10 protein-coding genes and 2 tRNA genes are annotated in these 14,434 nt (G+C 72.6%); 6 read left to right on the top strand and 6 right to left on the bottom strand.

Annotated features, from left to right (window positions below; genetic code table 11):
• Positions 1-13: 13 nt before the first annotated feature.
• The 4 genes from ABZ016_RS19115 to ABZ016_RS19100 all read right to left on the bottom strand — a co-directional run bounded on the left by ABZ016_RS19115 (position 14) and on the right by ABZ016_RS19100 (position 3,830).
• Entirely contained in the window at positions 14-1,609 is a 1,596-nt protein-coding gene (locus ABZ016_RS19115) for an ATP-binding protein (protein ID WP_356917803.1), read from the bottom strand.
• The gene (locus tag ABZ016_RS19110) at positions 1,606-2,346 is read right to left on the bottom strand and encodes a response regulator transcription factor (protein WP_356917802.1); all 741 of its coding nucleotides are present in this window, start codon (positions 2,344-2,346) and stop codon (positions 1,606-1,608) included. The genes ABZ016_RS19115 and ABZ016_RS19110 overlap by 4 nt, the downstream gene beginning before the upstream one ends.
• 151 nt (positions 2,347-2,497) lie before the next feature.
• Entirely contained in the window at positions 2,498-3,370 is an 873-nt protein-coding gene (locus tag ABZ016_RS19105) for a DUF2797 domain-containing protein (RefSeq protein ID WP_356917801.1), read from the bottom strand.
• 46 nt (positions 3,371-3,416) lie between these two features.
• A complete protein-coding gene (locus ABZ016_RS19100; RefSeq protein WP_356917800.1) occupies positions 3,417-3,830 on the bottom strand; it encodes an HGxxPAAW family protein in 414 nt (137 codons plus the stop codon).
• Between the two features lie 103 nt (positions 3,831-3,933).
• Here ABZ016_RS19100 and ABZ016_RS19095 point away from each other — a divergent pair, with 103 nt between their 5' ends.
• The 4 genes from ABZ016_RS19095 (at position 3,934) to ABZ016_RS19080 (ending at position 8,036) form a co-directional block, all read left to right on the top strand.
• Complete coding sequence (locus ABZ016_RS19095) at positions 3,934-4,410, top strand: MarR family transcriptional regulator (protein ID WP_356917799.1); 477 nt, start codon at positions 3,934-3,936, stop codon at positions 4,408-4,410.
• A gap of 673 nt (positions 4,411-5,083) precedes the next feature.
• A complete protein-coding gene (locus ABZ016_RS19090) occupies positions 5,084-6,031 on the top strand; it encodes an MIP/aquaporin family protein (RefSeq protein WP_356917798.1) in 948 nt (315 codons plus the stop codon).
• Between the two features lie 333 nt (positions 6,032-6,364).
• Positions 6,365-7,732, top strand: coding sequence for a S8 family serine peptidase (locus ABZ016_RS19085; protein WP_356917797.1), 1,368 nt, complete (start codon positions 6,365-6,367; stop codon positions 7,730-7,732).
• A 37-nt stretch (positions 7,733-7,769) separates the two neighbouring features.
• On the top strand, positions 7,770-8,036 hold the full coding sequence (locus ABZ016_RS19080) for a hypothetical protein (RefSeq protein WP_356917796.1): 267 nt from the start codon (positions 7,770-7,772) through the stop codon (positions 8,034-8,036).
• Between the two features lie 68 nt (positions 8,037-8,104).
• Here the strand turns inward: ABZ016_RS19080 and ABZ016_RS19075 are convergent.
• Together ABZ016_RS19075 and ABZ016_RS19070 are read right to left on the bottom strand one after the other, a co-directional pair.
• Positions 8,105-8,177, bottom strand: a tRNA-Arg gene (locus tag ABZ016_RS19075).
• Between the two features lie 173 nt (positions 8,178-8,350).
• Positions 8,351-8,441 (bottom strand) — tRNA-Ser (locus ABZ016_RS19070).
• Between the two features lie 206 nt (positions 8,442-8,647).
• Between ABZ016_RS19070 and ABZ016_RS19065 the strand changes: the two genes are divergently transcribed.
• Positions 8,648-9,211 (top strand): SSI family serine proteinase inhibitor, encoded by a 564-nt coding sequence (locus tag ABZ016_RS19065; RefSeq protein WP_356917795.1) that lies wholly within the window; start codon positions 8,648-8,650, stop codon positions 9,209-9,211.
• A 358-nt stretch (positions 9,212-9,569) separates the two neighbouring features.
• Positions 9,570-14,426 carry a PAS domain-containing protein gene (locus ABZ016_RS19060; protein WP_356917878.1) on the top strand — a complete coding sequence of 1,619 codons (4,857 nt, stop codon included), beginning with the start codon at positions 9,570-9,572 and terminating at the stop codon, positions 14,424-14,426.
• The last annotated feature ends 8 nt before the right edge of the window (positions 14,427-14,434 follow it).

Below are 14,434 nucleotides of genomic sequence, written 5' to 3'. Positions count from 1 at the left end.
GAACCGACTTTCGTCAGGCGCCCTGTTGTGCCCATGTGGTGACGCTGTGGCGTGCCTGTGAGTGCTGCTGCCAGCTCATTTCCGGCTGCGGCCGGGGCGGCGGCGCGGGCAGGTGCACGGTGAACACGGTCCGTCCGGGCACGCTGTCGACGGTCACGGCACCGCCGTGCGCGGTCGCCACGGCCTGCACGATGGCGAGGCCGAGGCCGGTCGAGCCGGTGGCGCGGGACCGCGCGGAGTCGCCGCGCGCGAACCGTTCGAAGACGTGCGGGAGCAACTCGGCCGGGATGCCCTGCCCGTTGTCCTCGACGTCCACGCAGAGCCACGTCCCGCGCCGCTGCACGCGTGCGGTGACGGTCGTGCCGGACGGGGTGTGATTGCGCGCGTTGCCGAGGAGGTTGACGAGGACCTGCTGGAGCCGGGCCGCGTCCGCCGAGACCAGCGCGGGCTCGTCGGGCAGGTCGAGGCGCCAGATGTGGTCCTGGCCGGCTGCCCGGGCGTCACTGACGGTGTCGATGACGAGCGGTACGAGGTCGGTCTGCTCGAACTGCAGGGGCCGTCCGGCGTCCAGGCGGGCGAGCAGCAGCAGGTCCTCGACGAGCAGGGTCATACGCCCCGCCTCGGACTCGATCCGCCCGAGGGCGTGCCGGGTGTCGGGCCCTACTTCCTCTCTGCCGCGCCGGGTCAGCTCGGCGTACCCGCGGATGGAGGACAGCGGCGTCCTGAGCTCGTGGCTGGCGTCGGCGACGAACTGCCTGACCCGCGTCTCGCTCTGCTGCCGGGCGTGCAGGGCGCCGTGGACGTGGTCGAGCATCCGGTTGAGCGCGGCACCGACCTGCCCGACTTCGGTGTGCGGGTCGGTCTCGGAGTCGGGGACGCGCTCGCTGAGGTTCACCTCGCCGGTGTGCAGGGGGAGTTCGGAGACGCGGGTGGCGGTGGCGGCTACCCGGCGGAGGGGGCGGGTGGCCACGCCGATGAGGACGGACCCGGCGATGGCGGCGGCGATCAGTCCGGCGCCGGTGACGCTCACCTCGACGAGGATGAGGGTGTTGATCGTGGTGTTGACGGATTCGGTGGGGAGGCCGACGTAGTAGCGGCCTCCGTCCTTCCCAGGGACGTACTGCACGCGGTACTCGCCGAGGTCGGGAAGGTCGACGGTGTGCATGCCCGTGGTCGGCACCTCGGCGAGGGCGGCCTTCTGCTCGTCGGTGAGGTCGACGGCCGTATTCGGCTGGAAGGGGCCCTCCGAAGCCTCGGCGAGAACCGCCCGGGTGACCCTGCCGTCGGTACCGACCTCGGCGGCGACGGTCCCGGGCCGCGCCGGTCCCCTGGCGAAGCCGGTGACCCGGTCCGTCGAGTCGGGGGCGCCCGTGCCGCCGGGTTTCATGGGTCCCGACAACCGCTTGCCGGTGTCCTCGACCTGCCCGTTCAGCTGCTCGTACAAATGGGACCTGAGCGCGAGCGTCGTCACGGTCCCGATCACCGCGCACACCACGGCGATCAGCACCACGGACGCGACGACGAGCCGCGTCCGCAGAGTGCGGGGCTTGCCCGCTCGCGCCTGCCTGCCCGCTCTCTGCTGTGTACGCGGCCGTCGTCGTCCGCTCATGACACCGCGGGCTTGATCAGGTAGCCGGCACCGCGCCGGGTGTGGATCATCGGCTCGCGCCCGGCGTCGATCTTCCGCCGCAGGTAGGAGATGTACAGCTCGACGACATTGGCCTGCCCGCCGAAGTCGTAGGACCACACGCGGTCCAGGATCTGCGCCTTGCTGAGCACGCGCCGCGGGTTGCGCATCAGGAACCGCAGCAGCTCGAACTCGGTCGCGGTCAGGTGGATGCTGTCCCCGGCCCGGGTCACCTCGTGGCTGTCCTCGTCGAGGGTGAGGTCGCCGACGACCAGCATGGACTCGGAGCGCCGGTCGGCCGCACCGGACCGCCGTATCAGCCCGCGCAGCCGCGCGACGACCTCTTCGAGGCTGAACGGCTTGGTGACGTAGTCGTCCCCACCGGCGGTGAGCCCGGCGATGCGGTCCTCCACGGCGTCCTTGGCGGTGAGGAAGAGCACCGGCACGTCCGGCAGTTCCCGGCGCAGCCGCCCGAGCACCGCCAGCCCGTCCATGTCGGGCAGCATCATGTCGAGGACGACGGCGTCGGGCCGGAAGTCGCGCGCGCTCTGGATGGCCCCCTGGCCGTCTCCCGCGCTCCGGATCTGCCATCCCTCGTAGCGCAGGGCCATGGACAGCAGTTCGGTGATCGACAGTTCGTCGTCCACCACAAGCACGCGGACGGGGCTCCCGTCCGGCCTCAGCAGTTCGGTGCGCCCCTGGGGCGAGGTCGTGGTCATGTGAACACGATGTCGAGGCCCTCTGAGAGCGCCCTTTCGGCGACCTGTGAATTCCCTGAGAAACACACAGGTGCTTCTCAGGGAACGCCTGGGAACGCTGGAGAACGCCTGAGAACGGATCGGGATGTGCCGCGGGCTCTCACCGGACGGCTCAGAACAACTCGTCCTGCACGCCCGCGGCCTCCCTGAACTCCCGCACCGGAACAGTCAGTTCCCCACCCGCCGCAGGCACCAGCCCCCACCCCGTCAGCAGCCGCGTGTCCAGCACGACGACCCCGCCCCCGGTCGCCAGATGCAGATCCGGCCCGGCGGCGGCCACCAGCTCCCCACTGACGGACCCACCGGCGACGAGCTCGCTCACCTCCCCGACGGCGGCGGGCACCCCGGCGAGCCCGAACGCCTCGACATGGTCGACGACGCGCAGGGGCTCCCGCACGAGCGACTCCGGCCACCCGCCGAGCGTGACCGCCCGGCCGTGCAACTCGGCGACCTCCCCGGCCCGGTCAGCCGCCGACTCCGGCAACGCGGCCCGCACGGCCCGCTTCTCGGCGTACGGAATCCGGTCGGGCACCCGCAGCGCCGCCCGCAACAGCTCCTCGGTGCGCCGCGCGGCCATGAGCGGCCCGACGCCGAGCCAGGTGAAGCAGACGGCACCCTGCTCGAGCAGCCGGGCCGATCCCCGTTCCTCCGCCGTGATGCCGACCTTGGTCATGCCGGGCCCGAACCACGCCAGATACACGTGGTACGGCCGGGGATCGTCCGCGATGGTGTCGGCGGCCACCGAGTGCGCCCGGTCCAGCCGCGCGCACTCCTCGCACCGCGCCCCCGTACTGCGCCCCGGCACGGCCGCCCCGACCGGACACGCATGCCCCCGAGCTCCCAGGCAGGTCCGCCCACCCCCTTCAGCGACCTCGAAGGCCACCCGTTTCCCCCAGGTCAGCGCACTGCGCCGGCCGCCGTCCCACACCAGCACGGGGCCGTCCGCCGACCACCGCAGCCCCGTGCACTTCCATGTGCGTGCCATCCCTGCCGAGAGTAGAGGGCACCACTGACAACGGCGTTCCGGCGGGTCAGCGCCCGGACTCGGCACCCACGGCGGCGGCCTCGGGCTCCCCGCCCAGGCTCGCCTCTCCGCGCGGGGAGGCGCCCCCGGCCACCTCCGCCGTACGGGACGAAGCCGCCGTACGCCCCCGCCCGGCGAGCCGGCACCCGAGGCACTCCGCGTGCCCGGCCGCCGCCCCCGACTCCCGCACCCGCCAACTCCACTCGTCCCGGGGCCGGGTCCCCGGCCCCTTCCCCCAGCCGGCGAGGTGCAGCGCCCAGGTGACGAGCAGGGCGACCACACCGACCCCGAGTCCACCGGCGATCAGCAGACCCGAGACGAAGCACACCCCCGCCCCCACCAGACCTGCCCCGACGCTCCCGATCCCGAATCCGACCCAGCCGGCGACCGTGTGCCCGTGGTCATACTGATGTGCGCTCACGTGCTGCCCCCTTGCACCGGGGTTCATGGAGACTGGACCCCCGAACCCCTCACTCACTAAGACATTTACAGTCCAAACATCTCACGAACTAAGGGACCTGGGAATGCAAGGCAAGCCGCGCGCGGCCGCCACACCGGAGCAGGCGCTGTCGGCGATGGACCACCTCATCGCTACGCACCTGGTCGGACAGCAGGAGATCGCCCAGCAGGTGGGCCTGAATGTGACCGACCTCACCTGCTTCGCCTACGTCATCGAGGCCGGGGAGAACCTGCCCACGGCCGGCGACCTGGCAGCCCGCGTCCATGTCACGACGGGCGCGGTCACCGGCATCCTCAACCGCCTGGAACGCGCCGGCTACATCACCCGCCGCCCCGACCCGACCGACCGCCGCCGCATCCGCGTGGCCGCCCAGCCGGACGCGGTCGCCCGTGTCCGAGAGATCTACGAGCCGTACTACGCCCGCCTCACCGAACTCTTCGCGGACTACTCGCCGGCCGAGATCGCGGTCCTGACCGACTGGTTCTCCAGGGCGAGCACCCTGGCGGCGGACTACCTGGAGGAACACTGCCGGACCGACTGACGCCGGTCCCTGACCCGTACCGAAATACGCAAACACATGCCGCGGCCATTCATTCTTCCGGTAGCACCCTCTGCATTCGAGAACGGGCGTATAATTCTTGGTTGCGTTTTCTCGGGGGTAATTGCGACACAGCAGCAGCGCTCCGAAGCCGACAAGCTCATCGCAGGAATCCCGTGGACGCGCTTTCCGCGTCGGCGGGCAGCGGGCTCGGCCTGGACGCGCTCACATCCGCTCAGGTCGCGAAGATCCTCGGCGAGCTGAACGGGGGCGCGCAACCGGACGCCGGGCCCGAGGTGCGCTTCGCGCAGGGCGGGTACCACGGCACGCGCAACAGCATCCCCACCTGCTGCTTCAAGCAGCGGCGGCAAGGTCGCCGCGCCGGACGGGACGTGCGTGGGCGCCGCCCGAGAGCGTTCGGCGGCCGCCCGGCGAGGGAGATCGAGCGGCCCCCCTCCATGATCAGGACGAGGATTCCCCCGCACCGACAGGCCCCCGCCCCGGCCACACCGTTGCCGACTCGCGGTAGCCGCAGAGCGGACTTACGGTAGCGACACGGAATGACGCTCGACAGCGCGGCAGGAAAGCGGCACCCCATGCGTCTCGTTTTCCCCGCTGCATCAAGGCACGGGCAGCCGCGCTCGGACGCGGCCACACGAGTGTCTGGGAGGATCACATGGCCGTCGAGATCCAGCCCCTTCTGAAGCCCTCACGGCTCAGGCGCCGCGGAGGCTTGCTGGGCGAATGCATTGCGGAATTCATGGGGACCTTCGTCCTCATTTCCTTCGGTTGCGGCGTGGTGGCCATGGCGGTGGCAGCGCTGCCCGGGTCAGGGCGTGCCGAGGGGCCCACCGTCATCTTCCTCGCTGCCGGAGACTGGCTGCTGATCACCTTCGGATGGGCCATGGCCGTGATGATGGGCATCTACGTGGCCGGTGGTGTGAGCGGAGCCCACATCAACCCCGCGGTGACCCTGGCCTTCGCCGTGCGCCGCAAATTCCCATGGGTCAAGGTGCTCCCCTATTGGGTGGCCCAGGTCGCCGGCGCCCTGGCAGGGGCGGCTCTGGTCTACTGGGTGTACCACGACGCCATCAACGCCTTCGACGACGCGTCGAAAGGCCCGAAGACGAACGGGAAAACCCTAGCCTCGTTCTCGATCTTCGCCACGTTCCCGGCGCCGTACTTCCACGGCGGCATCTGGGGCCCGCTGATCGACCAGATAGTCGGCACATTCTTCCTCGTCATGCTGGTGGTGGCGATCATCGACCTGCGCAACACGGCCGTGAAGGCGAACCTCGGCCCGCTCATGATCGGGTTCGCCGTGGCGGCCATCGGCATGTCCTACGGGGCGAACGCGGGGTATGCCATCAACCCGGCTCGTGACTTCGGTCCGCGCCTGTTCACCTGGACTGAAGGATGGGAGAGTCTGGCCTTCCCAGGCAGCTTGTCAGGGGCGTTCAGCGGCTACTGGTGGATCCCGATCGTCGGGCCGCTCATCGGCGGTGTGATCGGTGTGCTGGCGTACGACCTGTTCATCGGCGACGTGCTCCACGCCCGCGCGCAGCTGCACGAGCTCCCGGAGCCCGGCCGAACGCGCCCGACCACCGACGCCGACGAGGAGTGATCCCGGCGCGACCCAGCACTCGTTGAACGGAGGACGAGGCCCGGAGTTCTGCCACGAGCTCCGGGCCTCGCCCTCTGGGGGCAGTAGGCCATTCGGGGGGATCGAAGTGCGGTGCCGCAGGTGCGCGGTGAGTATGGGCTACGGCGCCTGATCCGCATCTGCCCACCGCGCGCTCGGCTCGGCCGATCCGCCGGTCGAGGGCAGGTCGCAGAAGAGGCCGGCCATCGCCTCTCAACGGCTCCCCACCCAGCCGCACCGTCCACGAGCCGCCACGAGCCGCCGTGGACGAAACGCCGCTCGCGCGCTGGATCCCGTCCCACATCGAGGAGAACCATGCGTGTCCTCATCCAGATGAAGCCCGAACGCGACGTCGTCGAGGCCGTCGCCGACCCGCGACGCACCGCGACCACTCAGGATGTCGCCGGGTCGATGCCCGGCGTCGAGCTGGACCAGTCGTTCACACCGGTGACGCTGCCCAGGCCCGTGCCGGCCACGGCCGAAGGGGACCCGCTGTCCCTGACCCAGCCGCTCCGGTTCTCCATGCGGCCGGAAGACGCCACCGTCCTGGTCCGTGGAGAGATCCACGACTACGACGCCGCCGGCCGGATCTCCATGCTGGCCCTCAGCCGCCCACAGATCGTCGGCATCTCCGCCGACCCGGTCATCCAGACGTCACCCACATGTCCCGGGGACGGACCGGTCGGCACCTGGCAGGACGTGAAGCACCTCCTCGCCGAGCTCGGCGCGGACGACCTGGACGGCAGCGGTATCGCGCTGGCGATCACCGACACCGGCATCAACACCCGGCACCTGAGCAACGAACTGGACCGTCCTGTCACGGTCGACGCGGCGCGGAGCTGGAACCCGCCCGGGGTGAGCGGCAAGCCGGGCCAGTTCCCGGTCGACCACGGCACCATGTGCGCCTTCGACGCCCTCATCGCCGCACCTGAGGCGACGCTGATCGACGTGCCGGTCCTGCTCTCACAACAGCAGGGCCCGACGGTCATGAGCGGGCTGCTCTCGGACGCCGTGGCGGCCTACTCCCACCTGTGGAGCGTGCTGGAGACGATGCCCGACGACAAGCGGGCCCTGGTCGTCAGCAACAGCTGGGGTTCCTTCTCGCCCCGGTGGGACTTCCCGCCCAGCCACCCCGGTAACTACTCGGACAACCCCGGCCACCCCTTCAACCTGATGGTGACCGCGCTGGAGAGCGCGGGTGCCGACGTCCTGTTCGCGGCGGGCAACTGCGGCCTGGACTGCCCTGACGGCCGCTGCGAGTACCCCGACCGGCCCATCGTCGGCGCCAACTCGCACCCGCGTGTGCTGTCCATCGGCGGTGTCGACACCCGGGGCAACCGGGTCGGCTACTCCTCGCAGGGCCCCGGCCGGCTCGATCCCAACAAGCCGGACATCTGCGCCTACACCCACTTCGAGGGCTCACACGCCTTCGGAGCGGGTGAACCGGACTCCGGGACCTCGGCCGCCTGTCCGGTGGCCGCGGGCGTGGTCGCCGCCGTGCGCACGCGGTGGTCGGCAGGCGTCATCAAGCCGGCCGAGCTCCGCACCCTGCTGCAGCGGACGGCCGACGACCGCGGCGCCGCCGGTTTCGACCACGACTACGGGTTCGGCATCGTCAACGTACCGGCGATCATGGACGCGCTGCGCCGCCGCAGCAAGAACGGGCACGGCAACCGCAGGTAGCCGTTTCACATGCCGTTTCACATCGAAGGAGCAACCGATGGCTCCCGGCAAACCGGCCAGCCTCATCACGGTCGCGCTCCCGTCGGGAGCCACGCTCGAGGACGCTCTGCGGCAGCTCGGGATCGGCCGTGAGGCGGTCGACACCGACTACGGACTCGTCGATCTGCACAACGGCACCTATGCCCTGCTCGTCACCGAGGCGGTCGCCGAGCGCGTCCACGGCACGCCCGGCGCCCGGGGGCCGTACGCGAACCCGAAGATCGAACCCTTCGGCCCGCCCCGGCCCCGCCCCGACGAAGACTGAACGCGACGGAACGGGTCTCGGCTCGCAACGCAAGAGGCCCCGGATCTCTCCGGGGCCTCTTCTCTGTGTGCACTCGGCAGGATTCGAACCTGCAACCTTCTGATCCGTAGTCAGATGCTCTATCCGTTAAGCTACGAGTGCTTGTTCTGTTTTTTCGCCGCTCTCGGGCCTTCCGGCTCGCTCGCGGCGACAGGAAGAACATTACATGACTGCCGCCGCCATGTGAAATCCGTTCCCCGCACCCCTTGTGGCCTGCGAAAACAGGCCCAACGACAGCGAAGCCCCGGTCTGCTGACCGGGGCTTCGGATGGGTGCGGAGGCGGAGGGATTTGAACCCTCGATGGGCTTTAAGACCCAAACCGCATTAGCAGTGCGGCGCCATAGACCGGACTAGGCGACGCCTCCAGTGCACATACCCCGCGCGAGCGCGAGTCGGTGCCTGCCGATGATGACACAGTCGAGCGTGCTGTCACCAATCGACCCCCACGGTACTAGGCGGGAAGGGCGCAGGGCAAAGGCCTTGTCCGGCCGGTCGCGGGGCGTGCGCGGGAGTCGTACGGCGCTCGCGCACCGGCGCGCAACGTAGTGGGCCGCGCCGCGTTAGTCAGGGCATGCTGATCACCATTCGCCGGGGTGCGTCCCGGACCGCAGACCGGATCGCCCCTCGTCCCGCTCTGCGGCGTCTCGTCGTGGGGGCCGCCGCCTCCGTCGCCGCCCTCGGTTCACTGACCGCGGTGTCACCGGTCGCGTACGCCCAGGCTCCCGGGCAGTCCGGTGCCGGGTTCGACGCGAGCCGGAGGCAGGGGCAGCGCCTGGGCCTCGGTCCGGGCGTGGAGCGGAACCACCTCACCGTGACCGTGCGGAACGCCGGCGGCGGGGCCGACGGGACGTTCGAGCTGTACTGCGGACCCGCCGGCGGCAACCACCCCGACCCGCAGGGCGCCTGCGCCACCCTGGAGCGCGGCACCCGGTGGGGGACCGACACCTTCGCGCCCGCGCCGGAAGGCGGCTTCTGCACCATGCAGTACGGCGGGCCGGCCACCGCCCACGTCACCGGAACCTGGGACGGCCGCCCCGTCGACGCCCGGTACGACCGCCGCGACGGCTGCCGGATCGCCCGCTGGGACCAGCTCGTGCCCCTGCTGCCGGCCATGGGGTCAGGAAACCGGCACTGAAGTTCTATCCGGCCACCGGGAGCCGACATCCGGCCACCCGGGCAAAAAGGTACAGAAACCCTGCCCTCGTAAAGGTCCCGCGAAGGTCCCGCGACGTCCTTGCAGGAGGGCAGGCGTTTGACGGTTACTCGGTCGTCAGTTCGGGGTCACTTGCTCGTGCGACCTCGCCCGCATCCGGCGTCGCGAGCGCAACCACAGCCCTTAGACTCCCTCGCGTGACACGCTGCGGGACGGTTGGCAAGATGGCCCGAGCGGTCGGCAAGGTGCGGTAACAGGGAGGAAGCGTCTCGTGAGCAGCAGGCCATCCCGAGGCGCTGCTCGCCTCGCAGCCATACTGGACGCCCTTCCCGACGCGTTGGTGCTGGTCAATGCCAACGGGACGGTCGTCAACGCCAACACCATCGCCCTGGAGGCCTTCGAGACCCCGGGTACCGCTCTGGTGGGGCGCGGACTGCTCGATCTGCTGCCGCAGTTCGACTCCAAGCTCATCCCGGGCTCCATGCGGCGGCCGGAGCACCTCGATCCGCATGCCCGGACCAAGCCGACCAGGATGATCGCGCGCAGGACGGACGGGACCGAGTTCCCCGTCGAGGTCACCAGTGCGAATCTCGAGAACGGGCAGCAGGCCTACGACGGTTACGGCTACACCGGCGACGAGCTGCTCATGCTCGTCGTACGCGACCTGTCCGGCACCGTCGACACGGAGGCCGAGCTGGCCCGGTCGCAGCGGCAGACCGAGATGATCCTGCGGGCCGCGTCCGAGGGCGTCGTCGGGACCGACACCGACGGACGGATCGTGCTCGTCAACCCGGCCGCCGCCCAGATACTGGGTTTCCGGGCCAGCGACCTCGGCGGGCGTGAACTGCACGACCTCGTGCTGCACTCGCGTGCCGACGGGTCGCCCTTCCCGTACGAGGAGTCGCCGCTCGCCGACACCCTGCGCTCCGGGCGCAAGCACCGGGTGCGCGGGCAGGTGCTGTACGCCAAGGACGGCGGCAAGGTGCCCGTCGATCTGACGACCGCGCCCGTGCGCGACGGCGACCAGCTCGTCGGTGCCGTGATGACCTTCGCCGACCGGCGGCCGTACGACGCCGTCGTCGAGGAGAAGGAGGCGGCTCAGAAGCGCCACGAGGAAGAGCTGGAGCGGGTCGCCGAGGAGCACGCCTCCGAGCTCACCGCCCTGCGCCAGAAGCACGTCACCGAGCTGGAGGAGCTGCGCGAGCGGCACGCCGAGGAACTCGGCGCGAACGAGGACCGGTACGCCGCCCTCGGGGAGCGCGAGAAGGACCGCTACGAGGCGCTCGCCGCCCGGCACGAGCAGCTGCTGACCCTGCTCGGACGGTCGCTGCGCGGGCCGCTGGAGGAACTGCGCCGCGAGCTGGCCGCGCTGGCCGCCGACGACGCCGGGCAGCTGTGGCCCGAGGCCAACCAGGTGCTGCACCACCTGTCCGCCGGCTACTCACGCATCACCACACTCATCGACAACGTCCTCGGGTTCCAGCGGCTCGACACCGGCGGTGAGCACGTCGCCCGTACGAAGGTGATGCTGGACGCCGTCGTCGCCGCCGGGGTCGACGGGGCCGTCGAGCTCATCGGGCCCGGGCGGGTGCAGTTCGCCGTGCACGCGCCGCCCATCGAGGCCGAGGTCGACGCCCGGCTGCTCGCCACCGCCCTCGCGCATCTGGTCGCGGACGTGGCGGGGGTCGACGCGACCGGCAACTCGCCCGTGTCGGCGGGCGGTTACCTGGACAACACCGTCGTGGTGGCGGCGGCGCAGCGCGGCGAGGTCGTACGCATCGAGGTGCGCGGGCCGTATTCCGGCGGTGACACCGTGCACGAGCCGATCGTGCGCGGGATCGTCCGGGCGCACGGCGGTGTGCTGCAGACGCACGAGGTGCCGGGGATGAGCGGCAATGCGTACGTCCTCGAGGTGCCGATCGGCGGTGGGGCCGGGGCGGTCGCCGCGGATGCCGCCGTGCCCGCGGGTGACGAGGGTGTCGCCGCCGTTTCCGGTGAGCAGGCGGCCTCCGGGCAGACCTCCGGTGGGGGGCGTCGGCGGGCTCGGCGGGCCACCACCGACGCCTTCCTCGACGCTGACGTTCCGGTGGAGGCCGCGGACGGGGCCGGTGCCGGGGATTCGGGTGCTGAAGGTGGCGGGCCCACCGGGCGGCGCAGGCGACGGGCCGCCGGGGAGCCGGCTGCCCTGCCCGCGCAGGCCACCGGTGAGGGTGGGGCCGTGTCGGGCGGCACCGGGCGGCGGCGCGGGCGTGCGGCCGAGGACGCCGGCGCCATTGCCGCCCTGCCCGTCGGGGGTGCCGTTCAGGGTGTCGCCGAAGGGGCCGTCGTCACGGCCGCCGAGCATGCGGCGGGGACCGCCGCCTCGGGTACGGGACTCGGCGGGACGGTGCCGCCGCAGGGCGTGCCCGTGGGCGCCGGAGGGCTGGCCCGGTCTGAACCCGGTACGCAGCACGCACTTCCGCCGGCGCTGCCCGCGGCGTCCGGCGAGGCCGCGGCCGGTGCCGCCGGTGCGGCTCAGGGGCAGGATGCACAGCCGACGGGCCGTCGGCGGCGGGCGCTGGCCGCCGCCAACGAGCGGGCTGCGGCGGCGCAGGAGGCGGCGGGGCCGCGCCCGGTGTTCGCGCTGCCGCCGGCCGAGGCCGATCAGGCACCCCGGGCCGAGCAGACGCCCCGGGCCGAGCAGAACGCGCAGGCCGGGGATCCGCAGGCCGGGCAGAATCCGCAGGCCGGGCAGGGTGTGGCGGCCGGGCAAGGTGTACCCGCCGGGCAGGGCGTGCCGGTCGGGCAGGGGCAGGGGATCGTGGCCGGTCCCGGTTCGGCTTCCCCCGGTGACGCGGTGGTCGAGGAGGGGCGGCACGACGCCGTCCCGCACGACCAGTCCGCCGATCACACCCCGCCGCAGCCGCACCCCACGAGTGCTCCCACGGGTCGTCGACGGCGGGCCGTGGCGGCGCCTCGGCCCGCCGAAGAGGCCGCGGCGCAGGTGCCGGGACAGCACGTGCCGGGACAGCACGTGCCGGGACAGCAGCTGCCCGGACAGCAGGTTCCCGTGCCGGGCGCGCCTTCCGGTGCCGTCCCCGCGGGGCCCGCGCAGGCGGCGCCCGCGCAGCAGGACGTCACCGGCCAGTTCCCCGTGGGACAGGCCGCGCCGGGCCAGGGTGCGCCCGGCCAGGTCGGCACGGCTCCCGGCCAGGTCCCGGCCCGTACTGCCGTGCCGCCGCAGGGCACCGCTGTTCCGCCGCAGGGCGTGGCCGTTCCGGCGCAGGGCAACGCCCCTCAGCCGCAGGCTGCCGCCGCCGTACCCCCGCAGGGCGTGTCCGTGCCCGCCCCGGGTGGTCTCGGGGACAGCGTGCAGGCCTTCGTACCCGGTCAGGCCGTGCAGCCCGGGCTCTCTTCCCCGGCCCAGCAGCCGCCGCCCCAGGCCACGCAGCCCCAGCCGCAGCAGCCCTCCACCGGCCGGCCGCTGCCCGCCGAAGCCGCCCCCGGGCAGGGCACCCCGGCGCAGGGAACACCGGCTCCGGGCACCCCGGCACACATGACCCCGGCCCAGGGCACCCCCACCCCGGGAACCCAGGGAGCCCCTGCCCAAGCCGCCACCGCCCCCCGGCCGCAGCCCTGGCCCGCCGCCGACGACAGCTCGGGGGCCGGTGTGGCCGTGCCGCCCGGCGGTGCGGCGCAGTCGGTGCCTCCCCAGGGAGCCGCGCACCCGGCCCACCCGGCCCCGGCGAACGGCACACCGGCCACGGCCCCGGCCCCGGCCGTCCCGCAGTCGAACACCCCGGCTCCGGGCACCCCGCTGCCGCCGGAGGGCGTGTCGCCGGCCCAGCGGGCGGCTCAGCCGTTGCCCGCGGAGGCCGCCGCGCCCGTCGATCCCAACTCGACGCAGGGTCGTGCGTTCAGCGTGCGGACGCTGGGACAGGGCGTGCCGTTCAACCGGCAGGCGGCCCAGGTCCAGCAGCCGTCGGGCCCGCCCGGCGCGCACCCCTCCGCCGGGCCCCAGGGCACGGCGACGCCTCCCCCGCACCAGCCGGGCGGTTCGGGCCGGCGCCGCAAGCTCGGCACGCCGCCCGACCCGGCCACGCGTACGGAACAGCCCTCACCGCCCGAACAAGCCTCCCGCCAGGACCGGGCACCCCGCCCGCAGCAGGCAGCCCGAGCGCAGCAGGCAGCCCGCCCGGAGCAGGCCGCTCGCCAGCATCCGACGGCCGAGCCGACGCCCCCGCAGGGCGCCCCGGCCCCCGCGCCCGGTCCCGCGAGTCCCGCGCCCGGCTCCGGGCCCGTTCCCGCACCGGTCCCCGCGCAGCCGTCCCTGGCCGGACAGTCGCGGCTGGCGCAGATGACCGAGGGCAGCGGGCGGTCGTACGCCATAGGCGCGCCGGACGTGAACGCCGCCGAGGGGCCCGAGCCGCTGGACGGGCCCGGCGGTGCCGTCGAGGTGGCCGATCCGCCGCGACCGCAGCCGATGGACGACGAGTTGCCGCCGGAGCCGCTGGACAACCCGCGGCGGCTGCTGGTGTGGCCGGCGCCGGACGCGAGCACGCAGCAGGCGCTGAGCGACCGCGGCTACCGGCCGGTGATCGTGAACTCGCGCGAGGAGGTCGACGCGCAGATCGCGGCCTTCCCCGCCGCCCTGTTCGTCGACCCGCTGACCGGGCCGATCACGCGTACGGCCCTGCAGTCGCTGCGGCAGGCCGCCGTCGCCGCCGAGGTGCCCGTGCTGGTCACGGCCGGGCTCGGGCAGGCCTCGCGGGACGCGGCCTACGGTGCCGACCCCGCCGTCCTGCTGAAGGCGCTGGCGCCGCGCGACACCGAGCAGCACCCGCCGCGGGTGCTGCTGATCGAGGAGCACGCGGAGATCGCGCTGGCGCTGACGGCGACGCTGGAGCGGCGCGGGATGCAGGTCGCGCGGGCCGCGAGCGACACCGACGCGGTGACGCTGGCGAGCGACTTCCGGCCGAACCTCGTCGTGATGGACCTGACACAGGTGCACCGGCGGCAGGCCGGGATCGTGGACTGGCTGCGGGCGAACGGTCAGCTGAACCGCACCCCGCTCGTCGTCTACACCGCCGCCGTCGACCAGGCCGACCTGCCGCGACTGGCCTCCGGGGAGACGGTGCTCTTCCTCGCGGAGCGGTCCACCAGCGCCGAGGTGCAGACCCGGATCGTCGAACTGCTCAGCAGGATCGGGACCAACTGACGCGACCG

Origin of the sequence: Streptomyces sp. NPDC006372 (assembly GCF_040612515.1) — a bacterium.
In the GTDB taxonomy this organism is placed as follows: Bacteria; Actinomycetota; Actinomycetes; order Streptomycetales; family Streptomycetaceae; genus Streptomyces.
The sequence above is the reverse complement of the archived record's forward strand: the minus strand, read 5'-3'. Positions and strand labels throughout refer to the sequence as shown.

What these genes read in the sequence shown, in the direction of transcription:
- ABZ016_RS19095 (WP_356917799.1), top strand. Translation starts at nt 3,934, where the DNA reads ATGCAAGGCAAGCCGCGCGCGGCCGCCACACCGGAGCAGGCGCTGTCG.
- ABZ016_RS19085 (WP_356917797.1), top strand. Translation starts at nt 6,365, where the DNA reads ATGCGTGTCCTCATCCAGATGAAGCCCGAACGCGACGTCGTCGAGGCC.
- ABZ016_RS19080 (WP_356917796.1), top strand. Translation starts at nt 7,770, where the DNA reads ATGGCTCCCGGCAAACCGGCCAGCCTCATCACGGTCGCGCTCCCGTCG.
- ABZ016_RS19115 (WP_356917803.1), bottom strand. Translation starts at nt 1,609, where the DNA reads ATGAGCGGACGACGACGGCCGCGTACACAGCAGAGAGCGGGCAGGCAG.
- ABZ016_RS19105 (WP_356917801.1), bottom strand. Translation starts at nt 3,370, where the DNA reads ATGGCACGCACATGGAAGTGCACGGGGCTGCGGTGGTCGGCGGACGGC.
- ABZ016_RS19065 (WP_356917795.1), top strand. Translation starts at nt 8,648, where the DNA reads ATGCTGATCACCATTCGCCGGGGTGCGTCCCGGACCGCAGACCGGATC.
- ABZ016_RS19090 (WP_356917798.1), top strand. Translation starts at nt 5,084, where the DNA reads ATGGCCGTCGAGATCCAGCCCCTTCTGAAGCCCTCACGGCTCAGGCGC.
- ABZ016_RS19110 (WP_356917802.1), bottom strand. Translation starts at nt 2,346, where the DNA reads ATGACCACGACCTCGCCCCAGGGGCGCACCGAACTGCTGAGGCCGGAC.